Source organism: Burkholderia cepacia (assembly GCF_001718835.1).
GTDB lineage: Bacteria > Pseudomonadota > Gammaproteobacteria > Burkholderiales > Burkholderiaceae > Burkholderia > Burkholderia cepacia_F.
Genome location: NZ_CP013444.1, coordinates 942,721 through 968,412 on the forward strand (window position 1 = coordinate 942,721; position 25,692 = coordinate 968,412).

26 protein-coding genes and 1 pseudogene are annotated in these 25,692 nt (G+C 67.7%); 15 read left to right on the forward strand and 12 right to left on the reverse strand.

Features of this window, described 5'->3' with window-relative positions:
* Positions 1-164: 164 nt before the first annotated feature.
* The 7 genes from WT26_RS24565 to gltA all read left to right on the forward strand — a co-directional run bounded on the left by WT26_RS24565 (position 165) and on the right by gltA (position 6,109).
* Complete coding sequence (locus WT26_RS24565) at positions 165-1,001, forward strand: GntR family transcriptional regulator (protein ID WP_069274184.1); 837 nt, start codon at positions 165-167, stop codon at positions 999-1,001.
* Between the two features lie 175 nt (positions 1,002-1,176).
* Positions 1,177-1,593, forward strand: coding sequence for a succinate dehydrogenase, cytochrome b556 subunit (gene sdhC / locus WT26_RS24570; protein WP_034185792.1), 417 nt, complete (start codon positions 1,177-1,179; stop codon positions 1,591-1,593).
* A 5-nt stretch (positions 1,594-1,598) separates the two neighbouring features.
* Positions 1,599-1,967 (forward strand): succinate dehydrogenase, hydrophobic membrane anchor protein, encoded by a 369-nt coding sequence (gene sdhD / locus WT26_RS24575; protein ID WP_011355745.1) that lies wholly within the window; start codon positions 1,599-1,601, stop codon positions 1,965-1,967.
* A gap of 3 nt (positions 1,968-1,970) precedes the next feature.
* Positions 1,971-3,746: a succinate dehydrogenase flavoprotein subunit gene (gene sdhA / locus WT26_RS24580; RefSeq protein WP_027791121.1), complete on the forward strand. Its 1,776-nt coding sequence runs from the start codon at positions 1,971-1,973 to the stop codon at positions 3,744-3,746.
* 21 nt (positions 3,747-3,767) lie between these two features.
* On the forward strand, positions 3,768-4,469 hold the full coding sequence (locus WT26_RS24585) for a succinate dehydrogenase iron-sulfur subunit (RefSeq protein ID WP_006479352.1): 702 nt from the start codon (positions 3,768-3,770) through the stop codon (positions 4,467-4,469).
* Positions 4,470-4,481: 12 nt separating this feature from the next.
* Positions 4,482-4,754: a succinate dehydrogenase assembly factor 2 gene (locus tag WT26_RS24590; protein WP_011548107.1), complete on the forward strand. Its 273-nt coding sequence runs from the start codon at positions 4,482-4,484 to the stop codon at positions 4,752-4,754.
* Between the two features lie 53 nt (positions 4,755-4,807).
* A complete protein-coding gene (gene gltA / locus WT26_RS24595) occupies positions 4,808-6,109 on the forward strand; it encodes a citrate synthase (protein ID WP_011355741.1) in 1,302 nt (433 codons plus the stop codon).
* A 90-nt stretch (positions 6,110-6,199) separates the two neighbouring features.
* On the opposite strand, the gene WT26_RS24600 is transcribed toward gltA, so the two are convergent.
* Positions 6,200-7,171, reverse strand: coding sequence for a helix-turn-helix domain-containing protein (locus WT26_RS24600; protein WP_069275133.1), 972 nt, complete (start codon positions 7,169-7,171; stop codon positions 6,200-6,202).
* A gap of 72 nt (positions 7,172-7,243) precedes the next feature.
* Here WT26_RS24600 and WT26_RS24605 point away from each other — a divergent pair, with 72 nt between their 5' ends.
* The 5 genes from WT26_RS24605 (at position 7,244) to WT26_RS24625 (ending at position 12,118) form a co-directional block, all read left to right on the forward strand.
* The gene (locus WT26_RS24605) at positions 7,244-7,633 is read left to right on the forward strand and encodes a VOC family protein (RefSeq protein WP_069274185.1); all 390 of its coding nucleotides are present in this window, start codon (positions 7,244-7,246) and stop codon (positions 7,631-7,633) included.
* Positions 7,634-7,740: 107 nt separating this feature from the next.
* Positions 7,741-8,985 carry a DUF1479 domain-containing protein gene (locus tag WT26_RS24610; protein ID WP_069274186.1) on the forward strand — a complete coding sequence of 415 codons (1,245 nt, stop codon included), beginning with the start codon at positions 7,741-7,743 and terminating at the stop codon, positions 8,983-8,985.
* A gap of 173 nt (positions 8,986-9,158) precedes the next feature.
* Entirely contained in the window at positions 9,159-9,917 is a 759-nt protein-coding gene (locus WT26_RS24615) for a dimethylarginine dimethylaminohydrolase family protein (protein WP_069275134.1), read from the forward strand.
* A gap of 99 nt (positions 9,918-10,016) precedes the next feature.
* Positions 10,017-10,481: an Lrp/AsnC family transcriptional regulator gene (locus tag WT26_RS24620; RefSeq protein WP_021158710.1), complete on the forward strand. Its 465-nt coding sequence runs from the start codon at positions 10,017-10,019 to the stop codon at positions 10,479-10,481.
* A 113-nt stretch (positions 10,482-10,594) separates the two neighbouring features.
* Positions 10,595-12,118, forward strand: coding sequence for an amino acid permease (locus tag WT26_RS24625; RefSeq protein WP_069274187.1), 1,524 nt, complete (start codon positions 10,595-10,597; stop codon positions 12,116-12,118).
* 39 nt (positions 12,119-12,157) lie between these two features.
* Here WT26_RS24625 and WT26_RS24630 read toward each other — a convergent pair whose 3' ends face one another.
* A complete protein-coding gene (locus tag WT26_RS24630; RefSeq protein WP_069274188.1) occupies positions 12,158-13,072 on the reverse strand; it encodes a LysR family transcriptional regulator in 915 nt (304 codons plus the stop codon).
* Positions 13,073-13,242: 170 nt separating this feature from the next.
* On the opposite strand from WT26_RS24630, the gene WT26_RS24635 reads away from it, so the two are divergent.
* Together WT26_RS24635 and WT26_RS24640 are read left to right on the forward strand one after the other, a co-directional pair.
* Positions 13,243-14,628 (forward strand): MFS transporter, encoded by a 1,386-nt coding sequence (locus tag WT26_RS24635; RefSeq protein WP_069275135.1) that lies wholly within the window; start codon positions 13,243-13,245, stop codon positions 14,626-14,628.
* Positions 14,629-14,638: 10 nt separating this feature from the next.
* Positions 14,639-15,037 carry a DUF4440 domain-containing protein gene (locus WT26_RS24640; protein ID WP_069274189.1) on the forward strand — a complete coding sequence of 133 codons (399 nt, stop codon included), beginning with the start codon at positions 14,639-14,641 and terminating at the stop codon, positions 15,035-15,037.
* Positions 15,038-15,098: 61 nt separating this feature from the next.
* On the opposite strand, the gene WT26_RS24645 is transcribed toward WT26_RS24640, so the two are convergent.
* The 7 genes from WT26_RS24645 to WT26_RS24675 are packed head-to-tail and all read right to left on the reverse strand — an operon-like array spanning position 15,099 to position 22,012.
* A complete protein-coding gene (locus tag WT26_RS24645; protein ID WP_069271048.1) occupies positions 15,099-16,226 on the reverse strand; it encodes a fatty acid desaturase family protein in 1,128 nt (375 codons plus the stop codon).
* Positions 16,226-17,338, reverse strand: coding sequence for a sterol desaturase family protein (locus WT26_RS24650; RefSeq protein ID WP_059828042.1), 1,113 nt, complete (start codon positions 17,336-17,338; stop codon positions 16,226-16,228). Before WT26_RS24650 ends, WT26_RS24645 begins: the two co-directional genes overlap by 1 nt.
* Positions 17,338-17,940 (reverse strand): phosphatase PAP2 family protein, encoded by a 603-nt coding sequence (locus WT26_RS24655; protein WP_059528180.1) that lies wholly within the window; start codon positions 17,938-17,940, stop codon positions 17,338-17,340. Before WT26_RS24655 ends, WT26_RS24650 begins: the two co-directional genes overlap by 1 nt.
* Positions 17,937-19,238 (reverse strand): F390 synthetase-related protein, encoded by a 1,302-nt coding sequence (locus tag WT26_RS24660; RefSeq protein WP_069271049.1) that lies wholly within the window; start codon positions 19,236-19,238, stop codon positions 17,937-17,939. The genes WT26_RS24655 and WT26_RS24660 overlap by 4 nt, the downstream gene beginning before the upstream one ends.
* Positions 19,238-20,044: an MBL fold metallo-hydrolase gene (locus tag WT26_RS24665; protein WP_059714845.1), complete on the reverse strand. Its 807-nt coding sequence runs from the start codon at positions 20,042-20,044 to the stop codon at positions 19,238-19,240. The genes WT26_RS24660 and WT26_RS24665 overlap by 1 nt, the downstream gene beginning before the upstream one ends.
* Positions 20,022-21,035, reverse strand: a complete 1,014-nt coding sequence (locus WT26_RS24670) for an NAD-dependent epimerase/dehydratase family protein (RefSeq protein WP_069271050.1) — start codon at positions 21,033-21,035, stop codon at positions 20,022-20,024. The genes WT26_RS24665 and WT26_RS24670 overlap by 23 nt, the downstream gene beginning before the upstream one ends.
* The gene (locus WT26_RS24675) at positions 21,032-22,012 is read right to left on the reverse strand and encodes a 3-oxoacyl-[acyl-carrier-protein] synthase III C-terminal domain-containing protein (RefSeq protein ID WP_059803867.1); all 981 of its coding nucleotides are present in this window, start codon (positions 22,010-22,012) and stop codon (positions 21,032-21,034) included. The genes WT26_RS24670 and WT26_RS24675 overlap by 4 nt, the downstream gene beginning before the upstream one ends.
* A gap of 74 nt (positions 22,013-22,086) precedes the next feature.
* Between WT26_RS24675 and WT26_RS37570 the strand changes: the two genes are divergently transcribed.
* On the forward strand, positions 22,087-22,383 hold the full coding sequence (locus WT26_RS37570; RefSeq protein WP_155123196.1) for a hypothetical protein: 297 nt from the start codon (positions 22,087-22,089) through the stop codon (positions 22,381-22,383).
* Positions 22,384-22,700: 317 nt separating this feature from the next.
* On the opposite strand, the gene WT26_RS24680 is transcribed toward WT26_RS37570, so the two are convergent.
* The 3 genes and pseudogenes from WT26_RS24680 to WT26_RS36270 all read right to left on the reverse strand — a co-directional run bounded on the left by WT26_RS24680 (position 22,701) and on the right by WT26_RS36270 (position 25,515).
* A complete protein-coding gene (locus WT26_RS24680; protein ID WP_230461722.1) occupies positions 22,701-23,861 on the reverse strand; it encodes a porin in 1,161 nt (386 codons plus the stop codon).
* The gene (locus tag WT26_RS24685; RefSeq protein WP_080485728.1) at positions 23,843-25,009 is read right to left on the reverse strand and encodes a DUF1624 domain-containing protein; all 1,167 of its coding nucleotides are present in this window, start codon (positions 25,007-25,009) and stop codon (positions 23,843-23,845) included. The genes WT26_RS24680 and WT26_RS24685 overlap by 19 nt, the downstream gene beginning before the upstream one ends.
* 72 nt (positions 25,010-25,081) lie before the next feature.
* Positions 25,082-25,515 (reverse strand): annotated as a pseudogene (locus tag WT26_RS36270) (hypothetical protein).
* Positions 25,516-25,692 lie beyond the last annotated feature (177 nt).

Sequence of the window (25,692 nt, forward strand, 5' to 3'; positions counted from 1 at the left end):
GACGCCGTGGCACGTAGCCGGGGACGCGCTTTTGCACCCGCGAACCCTTGCTCGACCCGGAGTGTAGGAGCCGTCACGCGCAAAGTCAAACGGTATCATATGTCTTATATAAGACAGATGTTTTGCGGAAATTGAGTGGACGAAAAAGTGCGGTTTGTGATGAAATGCGCGCCATGACATCGAACCAGGCGAATACCGCGAATCAGACCGGCGCAGGCGGCCCAGGGCAGCCGGGCGCGAGCGATCCCGCACCTTCTCCCGCACCTTCGCCCGCGGCGCCGCCGTCGCCGACGTTCAGCCCGTTATACCAGCAGATTAAGTCATTGATCACGCAAAGTCTCGAATCCGGTGAATGGAAGCCGGGCGAGATCATCCCGAGCGAGGTGGAGCTCGCGGCCCGCTACAAGGTCAGCCAGGGCACCGTCCGCAAGGCGATCGACGAACTGGCCGCGGAAAACCTCGTGGTCCGGCGGCAGGGCAAGGGTACGTTTGTTGCGACGCACAATGAGGATCGCGCGCAGTTCCGCTTCCTGCGCCTGCTGGCCGACGACGGCGCCGAGCATCCGCACGTGAGCCGCCTGCTCGAATGCCGGCGCCTGCGCGCGCCGGCCGAGATCGCGCGGCAGCTCGACCTGAAGCCGGCCGATCCGGTCGTGCAGGTGCGCCGCCTGCTGGAGTTCGAGAACGAAGTGACGGTGCTCGACGAGATCTGGCTGCCGGGCGCGATGTTCCGCGGGCTCACGTTCGAGCGGCTGAGCGAGTACAAGGGGCCGCTCTACGCGATGTTCGAGACGGAGTTCGGCACGCGGATGATCCGCGCGACGGAGAAGATCCGCGCGGTGGCGGCGGAGCCGGCGGTGGCCGACCTGCTGCACGTGCCGGCGGGTTTTCCGTTGCTGTCGGTCGAGCGCGTGTCCTATACATATGGTGACCGGCCGGTGGAGGTGCGTCGCGGCTGGTATGTCACAACCGGGTACTACTATCAGAATGACTTGAGCTGACGATGCGGGTATCGGCTCGTGTCTCGTGCATTCGCGTTCCCCACGCTCGCGAAGCACGTTTCGGGCCGCCTTTTGTTCTAGTTCGCGCAACTATCCAGAGCAGACTTTCGCTGCAGCGCGATATAAAAAGGCGCTAAAATCGCGGATTAGTGTGACAACATAGTAGGGGTCTAGCATGACTGATGCAGTAAGAAAGCCGAGGCCGGAATACCGGAACATCGGATTCGGCGATATCACGATGAAATATCGCATGCCGCTGGCAGCGATATTGTCGATTCTCCATCGAGTCAGCGGCGCGCTGCTGTTCTTGTTCCTGCCGTTCCTGCTGTTCCTCTTCGACCAGAGCCTCACGTCCGAGCTCAGCTTCGAAGTCTTCAAGGCTTTCCTCTCCAACATCATCGTCAAGCTGATCGTCCTCGCACTGTCGTGGGCCTTCTTCCACCATTTCTGCGCCGGCATTCGCCACCTGCTGATGGACGTCAACCACGACGCCGTCACGAAGGAAGGCGGCAAGCGGACGGCAGTCGTCGTCTTTGTCGTCTCGATCGCCCTGACGATCGCCATGGCACTCAAACTGTTCGGAGCATTCTAAGAAAAATGGCAGCCAATAACCGAATCGGCTCGAAGCGCCTCGTCGTCGGCGCACATTACGGCCTGCGCGACTGGCTTGCGCAGCGCATCACCGCCACGATCATGGCGGTCTACACGGTCATTCTGCTCGTCCTCTTCTTCGGCGCGCACGATTTCTCGTACGAAGGCTGGGCGTCGATCTTCGCCGCGCAATGGATGAAGCTCGCGACCTTCGTGATGCTGCTTTCCCTCTTCTACCACGCATGGGTCGGCGTGCGCGACATCTGGATGGACTACGTGAAGCCCGTCGGTGTGCGCCTGCTGCTGCAATCGCTGACCATCGTCTGGCTGCTCGCATGTGCGGGCTACGCCGCGCAGATTCTCTGGAGAGTGTAAAGAATGGCTGCAATCAAAACTAACCTCCCGCGCCGCAAGTTTGACGTCGTGATCGTCGGCGCGGGCGGCTCCGGCTTGCGCGCAGCGCTGCAACTGTCGCGCGCGGGCCTGTCGGTCGGCGTGCTGTCGAAGGTGTTTCCGACGCGTTCGCACACGGTGGCCGCGCAGGGCGGTATCGGTGCGTCGCTCGGCAACATGAGCGAAGACAACTGGCACTTCCACTTCTACGACACGATCAAGGGCTCCGACTGGCTCGGCGACCAGGACGCGATCGAGTTCATGTGCCGTGAAGCGCCGAACGTCGTGTACGAACTCGAACACTTCGGCATGCCGTTCGACCGCAACGCGGACGGCACGATCTACCAGCGCCCGTTCGGCGGCCACACCGCGAACTACGGCGAGAAGCCGGTCCAGCGCGCATGCGCGGCCGCCGACCGTACCGGTCACGCGCTGCTGCACACGCTGTACCAGCAGAACGTCGAGGCGAAGACGCAGTTCTTCGTCGAATGGATGGCGCTCGACCTGATCCGCGACGCGGACGGCGACGTGCTCGGCGTGACGGCCCTCGAGATGGAGACGGGCGACGTCTACATCATGGAAGGCAAGACGACGCTGTTCGCGACGGGCGGCGCAGGCCGGATCTTCGCGGCATCGACCAACGCGTTCATCAACACCGGCGACGGCCTCGGCATGGCCGCGCGTTCGGGCATCGCGCTGCAGGACATGGAGTTCTGGCAGTTCCACCCGACCGGCGTGGCCGGCGCGGGTGTGCTGATCACCGAAGGCGTGCGCGGCGAAGGCGGTATCCTGCGCAACGCGAACGGCGAGCGCTTCATGGAACGCTATGCACCGACGCTGAAGGATCTGGCGCCGCGTGACTTCGTGTCGCGTTCGATGGACCAGGAAATCAAGGAAGGCCGCGGCGTGGGTCCGAACAAGGATCACGTGCTGCTCGACCTGTCGCACATCGGCGCCGAGACGATCATGAAGCGTCTGCCGTCGATCCGTGAAATCGCGCTGAAGTTCGCGAACGTCGACGCGATCAAGGAACCGATCCCGGTCGTCCCGACGATCCACTACCAGATGGGCGGCATCCCGACCAACATCCACGGCCAGGTCGTCGGCACGTCGCGCGGTCACAAGGATCCGGTCAACGGCTTCTACGCAGTGGGCGAGTGCTCGTGCGTGTCCGTGCACGGCGCGAACCGCCTCGGCACGAACTCGCTGCTGGACCTCGTGGTGTTCGGCCGTGCGGCCGGCAACCACATCGTCGAGCACGTGAAGAACCAGAAGGAACACAAGCCGCTGCCGGCCGATGCAGGCGAATTCTCGCTGGCGCGCCTGGCGAAGCTCGACAAGTCGACCTCGGGCGAATACACGCAGGACGTCGCGAACGACATCCGCTCGACGATGCAGAAGCACGCAGGCGTGTTCCGCACGTCGGAGCTGCTGAAGGAAGGCGTCGACCAGATGGCCGGCCTGAAGGCGCGCGTGGAAAACATCCACCTGAAGGACAAGTCGAAGGTGTTCAACACCGCGCGCGTCGAAGCGCTCGAGCTGGAGAACCTGATCGAAGTGGCCCGCGCCACGATGGTGTCGGCGGAAGCGCGCAAGGAAAGCCGTGGCGCGCACGCACACAGCGACTACGAACACCGCGACGACGAGAACTGGCTGCGCCACACGCTGTGGTACAGCGAAGGCGATCGCCTCGACTACAAGCCGGTTCAAATGAAGCCGCTGACGGTCGACTCCGTGCCGCCGAAGCCGCGCACGTTCTAAGCCGAGTCAAAGGAATCCGAAATGGCAAAACGCATTTTTGAAGTCTACCGCTACGATCCGGACAAGGACGCAGCGCCGCGCATGCAGACGTACGAGCTCGAGATCCAGCATGAGCGCATGCTGCTCGACGCACTGGTGAAGCTGAAGGCACTGGACGAGACGCTGTCGTTCCGCCGTTCGTGCCGTGAAGGCGTGTGCGGTTCGGACGCGATGAACATCAACGGCAAGAACGGTCTCGCGTGCCTGACGAACCTGAACGACCTGCCGCAGAAGATCGTGCTGCGTCCGCTGCCGGGCCTGCCCGTCGTGCGCGACCTGATCGTCGACATGACGCACTTCTTCAACCAGTACCACTCGATCAAGCCGTACCTGATCAACGACGCGCCGCCGCCGGAGAAGGAACGCCTGCAATCGCCGGAAGAGCGCGACGAGCTCGACGGCGTGTACGAGTGCATTCTGTGCGCGAGCTGCTCGACGTCGTGCCCGAGCTTCTGGTGGAACCCGGACAAGTTCGTCGGCCCGGCCGGCCTGCTGCAGGCTTACCGCTTCATCGCGGACAGCCGCGACACGGCCACCGGCGAGCGTCTCGACAACCTGGAAGACCCGTACCGTCTGTTCCGTTGCCACACGATCATGAACTGCGTCGACGTTTGCCCGAAGGGCCTGAACCCGACGAAGGCGATCGGCAAGATCAAGGAACTGATGGTCCGCCGCGCGGTTTAAGGCCGGGCTGCAATGAGCGACGATTCGCATCAATCCGACCCGCACCGCCGCGCGCGCCTTCGCTGGCGCGCGCGGCGGGGTCTGCTGGAAAACGACATCGTATTCGAGCGTTTCTTCGGCAGATACGAGCATGACCTCACCGATGCAGACGTAGGCGCGTTGTCGCGCCTGCTCGATCTGAGCGACAACGACCTGATGGACTTGCTCCTCGCGCGCAAGGAACCAGAAGGCGACCTAGACAGCCCGGACATTCACCGGCTGTTGGAGATGCTGCGCAACGTGTAACACGTTGTGCCCGTTATCGAATCCCGTTTCTTTATTTCGATTGAGGATGTGCCATGACTCCGTCTGATGTTAAAGCCACGCTATCGTTCAGCGACAACTCGCCGAGCGTCGAACTGCCGATCTACAAGGGCACGATGGGCCCGGACGTGATCGACATCCGCAAGCTGTACGGCCAGACCGGCAAGTTCACGTACGACCCGGGCTTCATGTCGACGGCAGCTTGTAATTCGGCGATCACGTACATCGACGGCGACAAGGGCGAGCTGCTGTACCGCGGCTACCCGATCGACAACCTTGCGCAAAACGCGGACTTCCTCGAAAGCTGCTACCTGCTGCTGAAGGGTGAACTGCCGAACGCCGCGCAGAAGAAGGAATTCGTCGACACCGTCACGAAGCACACGATGGTGCACGAGCAGATGCACTTCTTCTTCCGTGGCTTCCGCCGCGACGCGCACCCGATGGCGATCCTGGTCGCTGCCGTCGGCGCGCTGTCGGCGTTCTACCACGACTCGCTCGACATCAACGATCCGCGTCACCGTGAAGTGTCGGCGATCCGCATGATCGCGAAGCTGCCGACGCTCGTCGCGATGGCCTACAAGTACAGCATCGGCCAGCCGTTCGTGTATCCGAAGAACTCGCTGTCGTACAGCGCGAACTTCATGCACATGATGTTCTCGAACCCGTGCGAAGAGTACAAGGTCAACGACGTGCTCGTCCGCGCACTCGACCGCATCCTGATCCTGCACGCCGACCACGAGCAGAACGCATCGACGTCGACCGTCCGCCTGGCCGGCTCGTCGGGCGCGAACCCGTTCGCATGTATCGCGGCCGGTATCGCATGTCTGTGGGGCCCGGCGCACGGCGGTGCGAACGAAGCCGCGCTGAACATGCTCGAGCAGATCGGTTCGCCGGACAACATCCCCGAATTCATCAAGCAGGTGAAGGACAAGAATTCGGGCGTGAAGCTGATGGGCTTCGGTCACCGCGTGTACAAGAACTACGATCCGCGTGCGAAGCTGATGCGCGAAACGTGCTACGAAGTGCTGAACGAACTGGGCCTGCACGACGACCCGCTGTTCAAGCTCGCGATGCAGCTCGAGAAGATCGCGCTGGAAGACGAATACTTCGTGTCGCGCAAGCTGTACCCGAACGTCGACTTCTACTCGGGCATCGTCCAGCGCGCGCTGGGCATTCCGACGTCGATGTTCACGTGTATCTTCGCGATGGCACGTACGGTCGGCTGGATCGCACAGTGGAACGAAATGATCGGCGATCCGGAGCAGAAGATCGGCCGCCCGCGTCAGCTGTTCATCGGCGATACGCCGCGCGAAGCGAAGCCGCTCAACGCACGTTAAGCCGTGTGCGGCGCGAACGGCCGGCAGGCCGCTCGCGTCGGGCAATCGCAACGCCACGACACCCCGACGGGTCATCCCGTCGGGGTGTTTTCATTTGCGCGGCGTGGTTGCAGTCGTAGCCGCGCGCTCCAGCGACGGCGGCCGTGTGTCGAGATCCGCCCGCGCGTCGTCCGCGGGCGGATGGCCGTGCCGCACGAAGAACTGCCGGTAGGCGCCGGGCGTCATCCCGCGTGCGGCGAGGAACTGGCGGTTGAAGTTCGCGGCATTCGGGATGCCGCAGCGCGCGGCCACGGTCGCGATGGGCCAGTCGGTGCCGACGAGATGACGGCACGCGTGCGCGAGCCGCAGCCGCTGCACGTAGCGCCCGACGCTTTCGCCGAGATGCCGGACGAACAGGCGCTGCAGCGTGCGTTCGGACATGTGCGCAGCGGCAGCGAGCGCGTCGACGCGCAGCGGTTCGTGGAAGTGCCGGTCGATCGCGTCGAGCACGCGGTCGAGGCGCTCGGCTTCGGGCGCGTCGGAGGCGCGTGTGCGCTCGTCGGTCCGGTCGTACGCCGGTGCGGTCGCGAGTGGTTCGCCGCCGGCTTCCGCGAGATCGGCGAGCGTATCGAGCGCCGCGGCGAGTCGTTCGCGCGGCGACGGATCGAGCAAGTGCGGCAGCCGTGCCCGCATCGCGCGGGCCGTGTCCGTGTCGAAGCGCAAGCCCGGTGCGGCGCGCCGCAGCAGCGAACGCAGCGGCGCGTATTCGGGGCAACAGTCGGCCAGCCGCCGTACCCAGTCGCCGTCGAACCAGACCACCAGCGCGACCTGCGGCGCGTGCGGATCGATGCGCGCGTTCGACGACCAGGTATGCGGCAGGTTCGGCGGCACGAGCACCAGGTCGTCGTCCGCATAGTGCGCGACGTGGTCGCCGATGAAGCGCCGGCCGCGGCTGTTGAGCGTCAGCGTCAGTTCGTACTCGGGATGGCGATGCCATTCGAACGGAATGCGCGCGAGCTGGCGGTGATAGACACGGATCGAACAGCCGGGGGCGAACGTCACGTGCTCGTACTGCGGTTTCATCGCGGCCTCCGGGCTGCGACACGCGTCGCGCCGTGGCATGATCGAGGTCGATCGTCACGACGGAGCAATGCCATGTTTTCACATGTTTGCGTGGGCGTCAGCGATACCGCGCGCGCCTACGATTTCTACGCGCCGCTGTTCGCGGAACTCGGGCTGCGCCTGAAATTCCGCGAGCCGGACGGCTGGTCGGGCTGGATGCCGGCCGACGCCGACCGGCCGCTGTTCTTCTTCGGCCAGCCGCTCGACGGCCGCGCGCCCGAACCGGGCAACGGTCACACGATCGCGTTCGACGCCGCCACGCGCGAACTTGTCGATCGCTGCCACGCGCTCGCGCTGCGCCACGGCGGCACCTGCGAAGGGCCGCCGGGCCTGCGGCCGGACTATCACCGCGATTACTACGGCGCCTATTTCCGCGATCCGGACGGCAACAAGCTGTGTGTGGTCTGTCATCGTCCCGAGTGATCCAGGGTTGTCAGGATTGTATCGATAGTTGGCCGGATCGCGGTAGGGGGCGGGATGCGGCGGCACTAAGCTGGCGTCAAGTTCCAACCCCAGGACTGGAGACCACGATGCAACTGACGATTGACGACCTGCCTGCCGCGATTCGCGACGCGAAAAAGGGGCTGCGCACCGATCTGCCCGGTTATGCGGCCACGTTCCGCGAGCTGGAGGGCGACATCGCGCGGCAGGTCGACGCGATCCGGCGCGCGCATGCGCATGGCCACGACGTGATTCCGGTGGTGCCGTTCGCGGACATCGCGGGCGGGACCGTCGATCCACTCGCGATCGACGCGCTCCGCGCGCGCGGAGCGTGCGTGATTCGCGGCGTGTTCGATGCGCGGCAGGCGCGCGACTGGAACGACGAGATCGGCGCCTACCTGGACGCGAACCGCTTCGCCGAGCGGCTCGACGCGCGCGCCGAGGACCGCTATTTCGGCAACCTTGCGTCGGGCAAGCCGCAGATCTACGGCGTCTATTGGTCGAAGCCGCAGGTGGCTGCGCGCCAGTCGCCGGCACTGACGCAGGCGCGCGTGTTCCTGAACCGCCTGTGGCGGCACGCCGACGGCGGGCGTATGCACTTCGATCCCGATCAGGTGCCGGCCTATGTGGACCGGATTCGCCGCCGCCCGCCCGGTTCGACGTCGCTCGGGCTGTCGCCGCATGTCGACGGCGGTTCCGTCGAACGCTGGCTCGGTGCGAACTTCCGCCAGGTCTACCGTCACGTGCTGGCCGGCCGCTGGCGTGACTACGACCCGTTCGATGCGGCGTTCCGTCCGGACGTCGAGGAGATTCCGTCGCCGGCCGTGTGCTCGATGTTCCGCACGTTCCAGGGCTGGACCGCGCTCACGCCGCAGGGGCCGGGCGACGGCACGCTGCAGTTGATCCCGGTTGCGAACGCGATGGCCTATGTCGTGCTGCGCGCGCTGCAGGACGATGTCGCCGACGACGACCTGTGCGGCGCGCGTCCGGGCCGCGCGCTGTCGATCCGACCGGAATGGCACGCATTGTTGCTCGACGCGCTGGTGCCGATCCCGCACATGGAGCCGGGCGACGCGGTGTTCTGGCACGGCGACGTCGTGCACGCGGTCGAGGATGCGCACCGCGGCAGCGGCGACAGCAACGTGATGTACATCGCGGCCGCGCCCGGTTGCGCGAAGAACGACGCGTACCTGCTGCGCCAGCGGGCCGCGTTCCTGCGCGGCGAGAGCCCGCCCGATTTCCCGGCCGATCATTTCGAGGTCGAGTTCGACGGACGTGGCGGGGAAGCGGACCTGACGCCGCTCGGCCGCGCGCAGATGGGGTGCGGGCTGTAACGCCCGGCGCGCCGCCGAATCGGCCGCGAGCCTTCGTCAATTCGACGCAATCGGCTGTCGGCGCAGCCGAAATCGACGCAACCGGCCTATTTTGACTCCCGATAATGGTCTGGAACACAGGGCGGCGGCACGGCGCTTCGCGCCCGCCGCGACCCATGACCATGGAGGAGTCGATGCAATTCACGCAAGCGATCGTTCGCCGCCCGGCCGCATCGTGCGCCGCCGGCCTCACGACCGCGCAGCTCGGCGCGCCCGACTACGACAAGACGCTCACGCAGTTCCACGCATACTGCGACGCGCTGCGTACGCTCGGCGTCGATCTGACCGAACTGCCGCCGCTGGACGCGTTTCCCGATTCGCACTTCGTCGAGGACGTCGCGGTGGTGACACCCGAATTCGCGGTGATTACGCGCCCCGGGGCGCCCGCCCGGCGCGGCGAGACCGCGCACATCGAAGCGGCGCTCGCCGCGCATCGCGACCTGCTGCCGATGCAGGAAGGCCGTCTCGACGGCGGCGACGTGATGCTGGTCGGCAAGCGCTTCTACATCGGCCTGACGGGCCGCACCGACGCGGAAGGCATCGCCGCGTTCGAATCGCTGGTGTCGCGCTACGGCTATTCGGTCGTCGCGGTGCCGGTGGGCGCCGGCCTGCACCTGAAGTCGGTCGTCAACGCGCTCGGCGACGACACGCTGCTCGTGACCGAGGCGCTGGCCGGGCACGCCGCGTTCGCGGGGTTCCGGCGGATCGTGGTCGCGCCGGCCGACGAATACGCGGGCAACACGCTGCGCGTGAACGGCACGCTGATCACGCCGGCCGGCTACCCGCGCGTCCATGCCAGCCTCGAACCGCTGGGCCTGCCGCTGCACGTGATCGATACGAGCGAATTCCGCAAGATGGACGGCGGCCTGACCTGCCTGTCGCTGCGGTTCTGACCGGATGGCATGCGCTGCGGTTCGGCCGGATAATGGGGCGCGCGTGCGAAGCCGGAGCGGCGGCGTGCGCCAGCCATCACCCGACCGGAGCGAACGCGGATGACCGACAAGAAGATGCAGCTCGACAAGATCGATCTCCGGATCCTCGACATCCTGCGCACCGACGGGCGCATTTCCTACCGGAAGCTGTCGGAGCTCGTGAACCTCACGCCGCGGCCCTGCCAGGCGCGCGTGGAGCGGCTCGAGGCGCTCGGCGTGATCGAGGGCTACCGCGCGGTGATCAAGGCGCCGCGCGCGACCAAGCCGATCGTCGTGATCGCGCAGATCGTGCTGGCCGACCACGGGCGTTCGCAGGCGCCGTTCGAAGACGAAATGCGGGCGAATCCGGCCGTGCTCGATTGCTGGCTCGTCAGCGGCACGTTCGATTTTCTCGTGCGGCTTGCGTGCGAGGATCTCGACGAATACCGGCGGATCGCGAACGTGTGGCTGGAAAGCCCGCGATTCCGGATCGAGAAGATCGTGACGACGGCCGAACTGCAGGCGATCAAGCGTAGCGTCGTGTAACGTCGCGCGCTGCTTCGAATCTGAATCCGCAGGCAATCGACGCAAAAGATCATGCCGGTTAATTGGCATCCCGAATCGAAAGGATCGAATCGGATCTTCCCTGGGTGAACGACATGGATGCATTGCAAGCGACAAAACGGGCGGTCGCGCCGTCGACAACGACGCTGAAGCGCCGTCTGCAGGGCCGCCACATCGCGATGATCGCGATCGGCGGCTCGATCGGCACGGGGCTGTTCGTCGCGTCGGGTGCGTCGGTCGCGCAGGCGGGGCCGGGCGGTGCGATCGCCGCGTATATCGCGATCGGGCTGATGGTGTACTTCGTCGTCACGGGCCTCGGCGAGATGGCCGCACTGATGCCGGTGTCAGGTTCGTTTGCGATCTACGGCGAGAAGTACGTCGACGAAGGCTTCGGCGTCGCGCTCGGCTGGACCTACTGGTACAGCTGGGCCGTGACGATCGCGATCGAGCTGGTCGCCGCGCAGATCGTGATGCGCTACTGGTTTCCGACCGTGCCCGGCATCTGGTGGGGCGCGGGCTTCCTCGTGCTGATCTTCCTGCTGAACACGCTGTCGGTGCGCGGCTTCGGCGAATCGGAATACTGGTTCTCGCTGATCAAGGTCGTGACCGTGGTCGCGTTCATCGCGGCCGGGCTGCTGATCGCCGCCGGCCTGATCGGGAACGGGCGTCCAGTCGGCTTGCGCAACTTCACGACCGGCGACGCGCCGTTCGTCGGCGGCGTGCACGCGATGATGAGCGTCGCGCTGATCGCGGGATTCTCGTTTCTCGGCACCGAGCTGGTCGGGATCACCGCCGGCGAATCGGAGAATCCGCGCAAGACGATCCCGCGCGCGGTGAAGCAGATCTTCTGGCGGATCATGCTGTTCTACGTGCTCGCGATCTTCGTGATCGGCCTGCTGGTGCCGTACACGGACCCGAACCTGCTGAAGAGCGACGTGACCGACATCGGCGTGAGCCCGTTCACGCTGGTGTTCAGCCATGCGGGTTTCCGGCTCGCCGCCGGCGCCATGAATCTCGTGATCCTGACGGCCGTGCTGTCGGCCGGCAACTCCGGCACCTACGCGGCGACGCGGATGCTGTACAACCTCGCGACGGAAGGGCGCGCGCCGGCGATGTTCGCGACACTGTCGCCGGGCGGCGTGCCGCGCAACGCGCTGTACGCGACGATGGCCGTCGGCGGGCTGTGTTTCCTCACGTCGTTGGCCAACAACCAGAGCATCTATCTGTGGCTGCTGAACACGGTCGGCATCACGGGCTTCATCGCGTGGCTCGGCATCGCGGTCTGTCATTACCGGTTCCGCAAGGGGTTCCTGAAGCAGGGCTACCGGCTCGATCAACTGCCGTACCGCGCGAAATGGTTCCCGTTCGGGCCGCTGTTCGCGATCGCGATCTGCATCGTGATCTCGCTCGGACAGGATTACCAGGCGTTCTTCGCCGAGAAAACCGACTGGATGGAAGTGCTGTCGATCTACGTGTGGATTCCGCTGTTCGTCGCGATCTGGTGGGCCTATCGCCGGGCGCGCAAGAGCCGGCTCGTGCGCTACGAGGAGATGGACATCGGGCCGTGGCTGAACCGGTCCGTCGAAGCGGTCGACGCGGCGGCCGGCACGAAGCGTTGACCGGACGCCGGGTGCCGGGGCATCGCCAGCACCGCCGCGTCAGCGCGCTTTCTTCAGGTACGCCTTCATGAAGTCCACCCACGCGCGCACTTTCTGCGGCACGTGCCGCGTCGCGACGTACAGCGCGTAGACATTCTGCTGCGGAAACCGGTATGCGGGCAGCGCGTCGACCAGCGTGCCGCTTTCGAGATCGTCGCGCACGAGCCATTCGGGCAGCAGCGCGACGCCGCTGCCCTGTCGCGCGAGCTCACGCAACACCGAAGCATTGTCGACGACGAGCCGCGGTTTCGCGTTCGGCCGGAACACGTGCTCGCTGCCGTCGCGGCTCACGAGGGGCCACGCGGCGACGCGCTCGAGCCGGCTGTGGCCGAGCTGCGGCAGGCGGGCGAGCGCATCGGGCGTGTCGATGCGCGCCGCGCCCACCGTCGCGAGCAGCGCCGGGGACGCGACCGGCCGGACGTCGTAGCTGCTGAGACACACGCCGCGATACGGCAGGTCCGAGAACTGCTCCGCGCGTCCGAGCCGAATCGCGACGTCGAAGCGGTCGCGCACGAGATCGGCCTGCGACGTATGCGTTTCGAGCCGCACGCGCAACGCGGGATGCTGCTGCGTGAACGCGTGCAGCGCCGGCGCGACGACCATCGACGCATATTCGACCGTCGACGTCACGCGCAGCATGCCCTGCATCCCGCCATGCTCGCCGCGCACCTCGTCGATCGCGCCTTCGGCTTCGTCGAGCACGCGCAGGCAGCGCTGGTAGAAGCGCTCGCCCGCGTCGGTCAGCTCGACACGCCGGGTCGTGCGCGTGAGCAGCGTGACGCCGAGCTCGGCTTCGAGCTGCTTCACGTTGAAACTGACGGCCGCCCGCGCCTGGTTCAGCGCGGTGGCGGCGGCCGTGAACGAACCGGCTTCGACCACGGCACGGAAAACGGCGAAACGATCGAGGCTCACCATGGTTGTGTCGATCTCCGTGCGAAAAACGATATCCGGATCGAAGGGTACCGGGAATGCGCGGCGGCGCGCGCGGATTGTCAAAATTTTTCGACCGGACCGTTCGCATCGCCGGCCTTATCCGCGCGGCCTTCGGACCTTACACTGCGGCGTTTCGTTCGAGTTCCGCCGACATGTCCGACCGCTCCAGGATCGCCGCCGTCTACCTGCTCGGCTTCGCGATCGACCTCGCGAACATGTTCATGCTGAATGCCGCGTATCCGGCGCTGCAGCGCGAACTGCACGCGTCGGTCGCGCAGCTTGCGTGGGTCGGCAACATGTACGTGCTCGGCCAGACCGTCGTGATTCCGCTCGGCACGTGGCTCGCGCGCCGGTTCGGCGAACGGCGGGTGCTGTCGGCGTCGCTGCTGCTGTTCGGATGCGCGAGCCTCGGCGTCGCGCTGTCCGCGTCGATCGGGACGCTGCTCGCGTGGCGGCTGGTCCAGGGGCTCGGCGGCGGGTTGCTGATTCCGGTCGGGCAGACGATGGCCTATCGCGCGTATCCGCCGCAGGCGCGGGCGAGGCTCACGTCGGTCGTGATGATGGTCGCGCTGCTCGTGCCGGCGTTGTCGCCGGCGATCGGCGGCATTGTCGTCGACCGGGTGTCGTGGCGGACGATCTTCGCCGGCATGCTGCCGCTCGCCGTCGCGACCTGCGCGCTCGCATTCGCATGGCTGCCGCGCGACGGCGCGCGAGCGCGGCCCGAGCCGCTCGACTGGCCGGGGCTCGGCCTGAGCGCGGTCACGCTCGTCGCGCTGCTGCTCGGGCTGACGTTCGCCGGCCAGCCCGGCGCGGGACGGCTCGCGATGCCGACGCTCGCGGCCGCGTTTGCCGCCGGCATCGGCTACGTGTGGCACGCGCGCCGCGCGGCCGCGCCGCTGCTCGATCTCGGCCTGCTTGCCCAGCCGCTGCTGCGAACCGGCGTGGTGGTCTATCTGTGCGTGCCGGGCATCTTCACGGGCGTCAACCTCGTCGCCGCGCTGTACCTGCAGAACGGCCTCGGGCTGAGCGCCACGCACGCGGGCGCGCTGATGCTGCCGTGGGCGATCGCGTCGTTCGCCGCCATCGCGACGACGCGCCGGGGCTTGCCGCGCTGGGGCGCGAAGCCGCTGTTCGTCGTCGGCATCGTGGTGGACTGCGCGGGCATCGTGCTGCTCGCGACGCCGCTGGCCGCGCTCGAGGCGGGGCGCGTGGCCGCGTTCGCGGCGATGGGGTTCGGTGCGAGCCTGTGCACGAGCACGTCGCAAAGCGCGGCGTTCGTCGATGTGCCTGCTGACCGGATGGGCGACGCGAGCGCACTGTGGAACATCAACCGCCAGTTGAGCTTCTGCGTCGGCGTGGCCGTGCTCGGCAGCGCGCTCAATGCGTTGCTGGGGTTCGACGCGGGCGGCCCGGCGTTGCTGCCTTACCGGCAGAGCTTCGCGCTCGCGGCCGCGCTGACGCTGATCCCGCTGTGGCTCGTCGCGCGGCTTGCAACTCGTCCCGCTGCGCTCGCGCAACCGGTTTCCCAACGATCCTGAGAGTCACATCATGAATTTGCCGAATCCGTATTTCAAGGAAGTCGTCGACGCGCACGTCGACATCGAAGCATGGCTGTCCGGCCGCGCGGAGCCCGGGCGGCTCGCGACGCTGATGGCGCGCTTCTCGCCGCAGTTCTCGATGATTGCGCTGCAAGGCGCGCCGATCGATTACGCGGGTGTCGACGCGCTGTTTTCGCAGGGATGGAATGCGCGTCCCGGGCTGCGGATCGAGATCGACGAATGTCGGGAAATCGCCGCATGCGATGGCGGCGCGGTGATCGGCTATCGCGAGACACAGACCGACGGGACGGGGCGACGCACCGTCAGGCGCTCGACCGTCGTATTCGAGCGCGATGCGCACGGGCGCATCGTGTGGCGGCATCTGCACGAGACGCCGGTTGCCGGCTGATGCCGCGTCGGGTGGCCTCCAGCTTGCGCATCGGCAAGAGGAGGACCGGACCTCGGCGACGTCATTCCGATTCCGTCCCGGTCGCCCCGCCCATTTGCTTCAGGAACCGCCGCTGCGCGGCGATCAGCTCGCGGTAGGTGAGCACCCGGTATGGCACGCCGTGGCGCGCGGCGATCGGCGCGGCGAGCGCCGCGAGCGCGTCGCAGTGGCGATGGTGCCAGGTCGGGAACAGATGATGGGTCGCGTGGCGGTGCAGCCCGCCGAGCCAGAACGCGAGCCAGCGCGGCTCGGGCAGCCAGTCGACGGCCGTATGCAGCCCGTGCTCGCGCCAGCCGTGCGGCAGCGGCTCGCAGTCGGGCGCGCGGTAGAACGCGACGTCGGCCCAATGCGTGCCGAGCAGCAGCCCGACGACGAAGCACGATGCGCACATCTGCGCGAACACGTATGCGGCGATGACGCCGCCCCATCCGACGCCGGTGCCGTGCAGTGCCCAGACGGGCAGCGCGAGCATCAGCGCGAAGTGCGCGAGCTTCGTGCCGACGAACGTGAGCCAGCCGCGCACGCCGGGCAGCGCGCGGTGCCGCGCGACGGGCGTCTTGCCGAGCCGATCCGACCAGTCGTAGATCCAGCCGATGTACGGCATCGACAGTGCCGCGATCAGCGGCCAGTACAGGTGCTGGTAGCGGTGGTGCGGGCGGCGCGTCTGGAACGGCGTCTGGCACAGGAAGAAGTTTTCCTCGAGATCGAGATCGCGGCCCTCGATGTTCGCGTACGGGTGATGAAACGCGATGTGGCGCACGCGCCAGTACGCCGGCTCGATTCCGAGCGGCACGGTGACCGCGCGCGCGATCCACGCGTTCAGCCGGCGGCCCGCGGCGGGCGAGACGCGAGGCGGCCCGATCAGCGTGCCGTGCACGGCGTCATGCATGAAGTTGATCGCGAGCACCGCGAACAGCAACACGAACGCGACGTACCCGAGCGCGAAGCGTGCCGGGCCGCCGGCCGTCAGCGCGACACCGCCTGCGCCGAGCGCGGCGGTCAGCAGGAGGGCGCCCTTGAGCCATTGCCGCGCGTCCGCGTAGCGGTGGTCGCCCGTCCCGCGCAGGTAGGCGGCGGATGCGACGCGCAGCTCGGTGTCGAACGGCGGTGTGCCTTCGGGCCACACGTAGGTGGCGGGCCGCGGGTCCATCAGCGCGCTCCGAGCATCGCGCGGTGCCGCTCGCGCGCGAACAGGCAGGCGGCGCCGTGCAGCCCGACCAGCGCGACGAGCGCACAGCCGAGCGGATCGCGCCAGCCGAACCCGACGATGAAACAGGCCGGCATCGCGAGCGCCGCCACGCTCCACGCGGCGCGCGCCCACGCGCGTCCGTCCGACAGCGCGCCGAGCGCGATCGTCTGCACGGCGATCCAGCCGAACAGCAGCGGCTCCTGCGGCGCGGGGAAGGTGCCTTGCCGGTGCACGTAGTAAATGACGACCGCGAACAACGCGAGCCCTCCCGTCGCGATCCAGCCGTCGCCGATCCGCAGCGGATCGCGCGCGGGCAGCCGGGGCGCCGCGAGCCCGAGGTAGCGCAGCACCGGAATGTTGTTCGCCCAGAACGGGTTGTCGGAGCGCACCGCGTCGTGCACGCCGTAGCGGATCGGCGCATGCGGCAGTTCGCGCTGGTAGGTGCCGAACAGCTTGTCCCAGATCAGCAGCGTGCCGCCGAAGTTCCTGTCGATGTACTCCGGGTTCAGGCCGTGATGAACCCGGTGGTTTGCCGGCGTCACGAAGAAGCGGTCGAGCCAGCCGGACCGGTAGATCGTGCCGCAGTGGTTGTAGAACTGCACCGAATAGTGGAACCCGCCCACCAGCACGAACGCCTCGACGGGCACGCCGAGCACGGCGAGGCCCGCGAAGAACGGGATCGACGTCAGCGACGAGTACCACGAATTGCGCACGCCGAGCGACAGGTTGAAGTGCTCGCCTTCGTGGTGGACGACGTGGACCGCCCACATCAGCGGAATCTTGTGATGCAGCCGGTGCAGCCAGTAGAAGCAGAAATCCCACGCGAAGAACGTGAAGATCCAGACGCCGGGCACGCCGAGCCGGTCGACCCAGTGCAGGTTCGCGTGCGCGGACAGCCACGCGAACACCGCGACCTCGGCGCCGCGGAACAGCCACAGCACGATGTGCCCGGAATTCAGGTTGAAGATCACGTCGCGCCACGGCGCGCGCTGCCCGCGCAGCCAGCGCAGGCCGGCCACGTCGGCGACCACGAGCGCCAGCATCACGGCGAGCGGCAAAGCGAACACATTCATCAGATGGCCCTCCGGGAGAACGCGGGCAGCCTTGCGGCGAGCATCCCGCAGACGAGCGCGACGAGCACGCCCGCCGAAATGTCGAGCGCCAGGTGGCGGCGCGTCTGTACGATCGACCAGGTGATCGCCGCGCTCCACAGCACGACGAGCGCGCTGCGCCACGGACGGCGCGCGTCGACGAGCGCGCGCGCCGCGAGGCAGGTCAGCGCCGCGTGCAGCGATGGCAGGCAGTTCTGCGCGGAATCGCCCGCCGCGAGGAGCCGCAACGCGGCGGCGCTCAACGACGCGCCGGCGACGGGCGGGTAGTGCAGCGTGGTCGGGAACAGCACGAAGACGATGCCGGACACGAGCGCGCCGAACTGCATCGCGCGCATCAGCCACGGCACGCGTGCGGCGTCCGCGCGAAGGTACGCGTACGGGATCAGCGCAAAGAACGACAGGTAGAGCCACACGCCGCGCGGATCGAACGGGACGAGCCGGTCGAGCGCGCTTTCGGCGAGCACCGTCCCGGGGCCCTGCAGCAGGCTGGACAGGGTATAGGCGACGCCGACCGCGCCCCAGCCGAGCGCCAGCGCGCGCAGTCGCGGCGGCAGAGCGATCATCGCGCCTCCTTCGCGCGGACGATGCGGCGCCGCTTCTGCGTGAAGTCGCGCGCGGGCACGGCCGGGCTCAGTGTCCACGTGAGCGCGTCCGTGGCGACGCCGAGCCGCGCGAACACGTCGACGAGATGCTGCCGGCACGCGGCGAGCGCGCCGGCGCCCGCACCGTCCACGCACGTGTCGACCGCGAGCGAGAGCGCGGCGGGCGCCGTCTGCGTCAGCCGGTAGTCGGCGTGCAGCGGCAGTGCTTGCGCGAGCGCCCGCGCGCAGACGTCGGCGAACACGGTGCGCGGCGTGCCGTCGCGGGCGGGCAGCACCAGCATGTCGTCGCAGCGCCCCTCGATCCGCTCGATCGCGAGCGCCGGGCTGCCGCAAGGGCAGGGCGCGCGGCGCACCGCGAGCACGTCGTCGAGCCGGTAGCGGACGATCGGCTGCGTGGCGCGCGTGAAGTCGGTGATGACCGGCACGAAGCGCGCGTCGTCGAGCCACTGCGGCTCGACGTGGAGGAATGCCTCGTTCAGGTGCAGCGTGCCGTGCGCGCAAGTCGCGCCCAGGAAGCCCTCGGTCGCCTGGTAGACCTCGTCGACGCGGCCGAACGTTTCGGCCAGCAGCACGCGGTCGAGCGGCTCCAGCACTTCGGCGACCGCGATGACGCGAGCCGGGCGCACGGCCAGCCGGCCTTCGCGCACGGCGACGGCGAGCGAGCACAGCACCTGGGCCGGCGCGACGACGATCGTCGGCCGGTACGCGTCGAGTTGCGCGACCAGCGACTCGAACGGTTCGAACAGGTCGAAGAACGCGAACGACAGCCACGGCGTGCGGACCGTCGTGTACAGCCGGTTGTTCGCGCGCAGGAACAGCGCGACCCGTTCGCGATGCAGCAGCCCATGCGGCAGCAGCTTCGCGAGCAGCACGCCGGCCCATGTCGCGCGCTCGGCCGGGCTCGCGACGAACACGCCGCGGCTGCCGGACGTGCCCGACGACAGGCCGACGCTGTAGCGTCCGAGCATCGGGCTGAAGTCGCGCGACTGCTCGGCGCGATGCGCGCACGCGAGCACATCGTCGAGCTTGAGCTCCGCGGTGTTCATCGCGTCGAAGTGCGCGAGCATCGCCGCCTTGTCCATCAGCGGCCATGCGTCGCGCGGCTGGCTCGCGTGCGGCGCGAACCACGGGCTGCGCGCGAGCACGGTGCGCGCGAATCGTTCGAGCCCGCGCGCCTGGTGGCGCTCGAGCGCCGCGCGGTCCGCGAAGCGGTGCGTGCGGGTGCGGGCGTAGGCCCACAGCAGGCGGTGCGGTTGCATCACAGTGCGCCCTCGTGTGTAAGCAGGATCGTCGCGCGGCCGCCGGCGTCGAGCTGATGCAGGCGGTCGAGCGTCGCGTAATAGGCGCGCGGATCGTCCATGATCAGGTGCGCGATCCGCGACGGTCCGCGCGGCTCGCGGTAGCCCTGCGGCGACCACGCCGAATCCGACGCGAGCAGCACCCAGCCGCTGTCGGTCGCGACGAACGCGCCGAGATGGCCCGCCGCGTGGCCGGGCAATTCGACCAGCAGGATGTCGCCGCCGGCGTTCGGCAGCGCGTAAGCGTGCTCGAACGGCGCGAGCTCGGCGGGCAGCGCGACGCGCTCGAAGCTTTCGACGAAGCACGCGCGCGCGTCGAAGTCGTCCGGCATCAGGCCCGGCACGAAGCCGCGCCTGAGCGCCGCGATCCCGCGCAGCGGGCGTGTCGCGCGCCAGCCGTCCCCGGAGCAGATCATCGGCACGCCCGGGAAGTCGCGCAGTCCCGCGATGTGGTCGCCGTGGAAGTGCGACACCACGACGCCGTCGAGATCGGCGGGGCGCAGGCCTTCGCGCGCGAGCTGCGCGGCGATCGCGTCGGCGGCGTCGAAATGCACGGGCGTCACCTTGCGGTACAGCGCGAACACGCCGCGTCGCGTGTGGTCGAGGAAGTGCGACGCGTAGCCGGTGTCCCACAGCCAGCGCCGGCCGTTCGCCTGCAGCAGGTAGCAGCGCGACGGGAACGCGCACGCGGAGAAGCCGGCGCCTTGCAGCGCGACGCAGCCGGGATGGGTGCAGTAGCCTGCCTCAAATGCCGTAATGGTTGCCATGCGTACGAATCCAGTCCGCGGTGAGACGTATGCCGTCGTCGATCGAGATCGGCGGCCGGTAGCCGAGCAGCGCGGCGGCGCGCGTGTTGCCGAGCGTCATGTCGAAATGGAGCGCGCCGATCCCGTAGCGCGTGAGCAGCGGCTCGCGGCCGCGCAGGTGGCCGCTCAGCTCGGACGCGCGCGCGAGCGCGTCCAGCAGCGGATACGGCAGCGCGCGGATCCGGTAGCGCAGCTTCAGCGCATCGCCGAGCAGGCGCGCGAGCAGCGACGCGAGCGTGCACGGCTCGAAGTTCGTGATGTTGAACGCGGCGCCCGATGCGACCTGTGCGTGCGTCGCGACGCGCAGCGCATGCACGACGTTGCCGACGTAGGTCAGGTCGACGAGCGCGGTGCCGCCGCGCGGCAGCGGCAGCACGCCGCGTCGCGCGTGCAGCAGTTGCAGGATGCGCGGCACGATCACGCGGTCGTGCGGGCCGAACAGCCCGCGCGGGCGCAGCAGCACGAAGGTCGTGCCGGGATGCGCGCCGGCGAGCGCGCACAGTTCGTCTTCGGCCTGCGCCTTGGTCGCCGCGTAGTGATTCACGAAGCGCGCGGCGCGATACGACTCGTCGATGTCGCGGTGATGCCGGTAGTCGAAGTAGATCGACGGCGTCGATACGTGCACGAAGCGCGGCACGCCGCGCGCGACGGCCGCTTGCGCGAGCCGGCGGGTCGCGGTCACGTTCGACGCGACGAAATCGTCGCGCCGGCCCCACGGCGACGACAGCGCCGCGCAGTGCCAGACCGCGCCGACGTCGCGCAGCAGCGCGTCGGCCTGCGCGTCGTCGAGCGTCGCGAGTTCCGCCGGCACGAACTCGGCGCCGGCCGCGCGCAACGCGGCGCCCGCTTCGAGATTGCGGCCGGTTGCGCGCACGGCGCGGCCGTCCGCCAGCAGCGCATCGACGGCGTTGCGGCCGAGCCCGCTCGTCGCGCCGGTCACGAGGATCTTCATGCGACGAGCACCATCCCGCCGACCGTCAGTCCGGCCGCGGTGCCGATCAGCAGCGCGCGGGTGCCGCGCGTGAAGCGTCCCTGCTCGATCGCTTCGTGCAGCGCGGTCGGGATCGACGCCGCGACCTGGTTGCCGTGCTGCGCGTAGATGTCGACGAGCGAGTCCGGACGCATGCCGAGACGCTTGCGGATGTGTTCCATCGCGAGGTGGCTCGCCTGATGCGGGATCACGACGTCGACGTCGCGCGCCGCGTGCGCGTTGCCGCCGAACAGCTGCTCGAGGAAGCCGCCGATCACCGTGGACGCAAGCCTGAACACGCGCTTGCCGTCCATCCGGAACAGGTAGTCGGCCGGCTCGGCGCCGATGCGCGGATTGCGGCGCGTGCCGCCCGCGCGGATTTCGCAGAACGCGTTGCCTGCGGGGTAGGTTTCCATCCGGAACGCCTCGATGCCGGTTGCCGCGTCGCCGCGTTCGACGATCGCGGCGGCCGCGCCGTCGCCGAAGATCAGCGACGCTTCCGGGTCGTTCCAGTCGATGCCGCGTGACGCCAGGTCCGACGCGACGATCGCGATGCGCCGGTACGCGCCGCTCGCGAGCAGGCTTGCCGCGACCTGCAGTGCGGCCACGAAGCTCAGGCAGCTCGCGTTCACGTCGAATGCGGCGGTGCCGGCCGGCAGCCCGGCCGGCCCGAGAATCCGGCTCGCGGTGCTGGGCAGCGCCTGCTCGCCGACGCCCGACGCGGACAGCAGCAGGTCGATCGACGCAGGCGCGACCTGGCCGCGCCGCAGCGCGTCGCGCAGCGCGGCCGCGGCGAGCCCGGATTGCGTTTCGGCGTCGTCGGCGTAGTAGCGGACGTCGATGCCCGACTTCTTGCGCGAGAAACCCGGCTTGTGTTTGAGCAGCGCGTCAAGCTCGCCGGACGTGACGCGCCGCGACGGCAGCGCCTTGCCGGTGCAAATGATTCGAATGGGCAGCATGGCGGGGAACAGTGGAAGCGGGATGCCTGCGGTCATGCGCGAACGCGGCGCGCGATGCTTGACTTCGAGGGCCGATGACCGATTCCTGCGGAATGGATGTCAGGCGAGAAGCATTCGATGAAACAGGACACCTTTCTTTCTCTCAGTTTGATTATCTTGATCGTTATCGCGCTGGTGCGGGGAGCGCGCTGCTGACGAAACCGGGATGCGATATCGCCAGCCGGCCGAATGCTACCAAAATTGGTTGCCGACAGGGTGGCGCAGTTGCGCAAGGCCGTCTCGCGTTACTCCGCGGCACGCATTATGGTGCTGACGAGAGTCTTGGAGCAGAAATCACTTTCGCAATGAAGTTGGCCGGCCTGGAATTTTAGACGTGACCGGCGAGATATGACGCGTGCTTACCAGTCGTTATATCGAGCCATCTTCGCGTCCGAAGTCGCGCTGCGAATGATTTCGCCGGTCGCTGTCATCACGGCGATTCACTCAGACGAGAAACGGACCAGCGACGCCGCCGCCCGGCAACGGTTCGGCGGTTCGGCACGCACGATGAAAAACTCGATTAGAAGCGGATACAAGCCGCTAGCAGTACAACCAGCACAAACGTCCATTCGTCTGGACGGCAACCGCCGATTCCATCGTTCAGAAAGTGGCTCGGCTATGCAAAGTTGTTTCTGGGGCAGAACACTGCCTAGAAGCGATGCCGTAGCCCGGCGTTCACCCGCAGCTGCGACGGCCCGCCCGCATCGACGCCCGTCGCGCCGACGACCGCCTGCGCCGAACCGCTGCCGTTCGAGCCGGTCGCGTGCGCGTAGCCGACCATCGCATAGAGATCGGTGCGCTTGCTGAGCAGGCAGGCCGCGCCCGCGCTCAGTTGCCGATAGCGGGCCGACGAATCGCCGGATGCATGCAGGTGGTTGTACGCGAGCACCGCGTTCAGCGCGGGCGTGGCCTGCCACACGCCGTGGATCGACACGTTGCGGTAGTGCTGCGCGCGGCCGAACAGGGACGCGCCGTCGGGCAGGTAACGCGCGTCGCTGTAGTAGCCGCCGGCCGTGACCGCGCCGAACGTGTATTGCGCGGCGACGCGGACGATGCGCACGGCCGCCGCCGACGCGTACGCGGCGTTCACGGCGCTGTTGAACAGCGAATCGGCGCTCGATGCGCCGCGCCGCACATGCGCCGGGTTGCCGAGGTCGACATGCAGATAGCCGGCCGCCGCCGCGAACGGGCCGCGCCGGTACGCCAGCGCGGCGCCGTGCGAGAGCCCGGAACCCGCCGCGCCCGGCACGCCGCCGAGCGCGGCCATCGCCGACGCCTGCAGGCCGCCCGCGCGCGGGCTCGTCCATTTGACCGCGTGGTTGAAACGGGCGCTCGCATCCGCGTTGTCGACGTCGCCGGGCGTCGAGAAGGTCTGGCCCAGATACCCGTCGCCCTGCAGCGGCTGGACGAGATCGGTCAGCGGGTCGTACAGGCGGCCCGCGACGATCATGTGGCCGCCCGCCGAGCGCAGGCCGACATGGCTCTGGCGGCCGAACAGCCGGCGTCCCTGGTTCATCTGGCCGGTGCCGGCGTTCAAGCCGTTCTCGAGCTGGAACACGGCCACGGCACCGCCACCGAGCTGCTCGACGCCCTTCAGTCCAATGCGGGAGCCGGACAGGCTGCCGCTTTGCAGTTCGATTCGATCCGGCGTTCCGCCGCTGTTGCGCGTGTAGACGAAGCTCGTATCGACGATGCCGTAGAGCGTGACCGACGACGCATGCACGTCGGCGGCGGCGATCAGCACAAGCGCGGCGCCGGCGGGAGCGGCCGCGCGCCATCGCGCGCGGCCGCTCACAGGTATTTCAGCCACGGGAGATCCTTGCGGCGCTGCTTGAGCCGCGCGAACCACCGCACTGGCCAGTAGAGCGGCACGACAAGAAGCGCGGCGACGAGCCATACGCCCCACAGCGCGCTGAAGCCGAATACGACGCCCTGGTTCGCGCCAAATGTCGCGAGTGCGGCCAGATACAACGCCTTCAGCACGTACAGGTGCAGCAGGTAATAGAACATCGGCGCGCCGCCGAGCAGCGCGAGGCGATGCGCGACGGGGCACCGCTCGCGCCGCTCGAACCACGCGAGCAACAGCAGCGATGCGCCGAGCGTCGGCAGCAGGAACATCAGCGACGGCGGGTACTTGGTCGCGGCGAGAAAGCTCATGGCCGTGCGCAACGCGTCGCCGGTCGCGCGCCACGGCGCGTCGCCGTAGACGTTCAGCGCGCGCAACGCGACGTATGCCGCGACGAGCCCGATGCCGACGCCGGCGAGGCGGCGAATCCGCGCGTGCGGGTTGGTGCCGCGCGCGTACCACGGGCCGGCCGCGTAACCGAGCAGGATCACGCCGATCCACGGCAGCACCGGGTACGTCGTCCGCGCGCGCATGCCGTCCCACAGATCGATGAACACCCGCTGATGCAGGATCGACCACGGCACGAAGCCCGCCGAATCGGGCCCGAGCCGGAAGCCGTCGAGCAGGTTGTGGCCGGCGACGATCACGGCGCCGAGCGCGAACTGCGCACCGCGCGGCAAGCGCAGCAGCGCCGCGAGTGCGACCATCGACAGGCCGATCGCCCAGATCACCTGCAGCCATAGCGTCGACGGCGGGAACTCGGCCGTCCACGCGAACGAGACGAGCGTCAGCTCGAGGACGATCAGGAACGCGCCGCGCTTCACGAGAAACGCGGCGGTCGCGGCGGGCGAGCGGTCCTGGCCGTAGAGCCAGGCCGACAGTCCTGTCAGAAACACGAACGCCGGCGCGCAGAGCTGGCTCGTCAGCCGCGTGAAGAAAAGCGCGGGATCGACGGACAGTGCATCCATCGGGTCCGATACCTGCTGATGCAGGAAGAACGTCTCTCGCACGTGATCGATGAGCATCAGCAGCATGACGAAGCCGCGCAGCGCGTCGATCGCGATCAGGCGGTGGGAGGCCGCAGGGGCGGCGGTCGCGGAAAAAGCGGACATTGAATGGGACGCTCGATGAGCGGAAGCGAATGGTATCGAGATGATATAACATTGCATTACACATTGTAATATTCATCGCTGTGTGCGGACCGTCACGTTCGCGTCGTCGCTTTGCCGGATCACGATCGCCCATGCAATTCGTGCAAGCTTGCTGGCCAGCGTACAGGCGACCACGCTGGAATGTCGTCGCGCCAGCATTGAGCGAACCCAGTCGGCCATGCGGCCGGACTGCTTGTCCAGCCGAAGCATAAATGCTCTGGCACACTGGACCAACAGGTGCCGAATATTCTTGTCCCCTTGACGGCGTGTCCGAACTCGCTGAGCTTGCGTGCCATCCAATGCGCACCTGCGCAGGCCTTCACGACAACGGTACAAGGATGGAACGTGGCAAAGAACTCAAGCAGCTGCTTCCGCGAGATCTTCTTGCGAAACACGACTTTGCGCGCGCGATCCTGCCCATGTAGATGGAAAGAATGCTTCGTGTCCTCGAATGGTTCTGGATACACCTTGCCGTGTAAGGCTTCGCAGGCGTCTCCGACGTGCTGTATCCAGATCTAATCGAGAGATGTATCCACATCTGATCAAGTTCGACAACGATTGCCGGGTAATGCCGATACAGGTATTGGCACTACCAGCCAAGATGCTGTTTTTATTGGGTTTTTTCTCGCGAGGTGCGCGCCGGG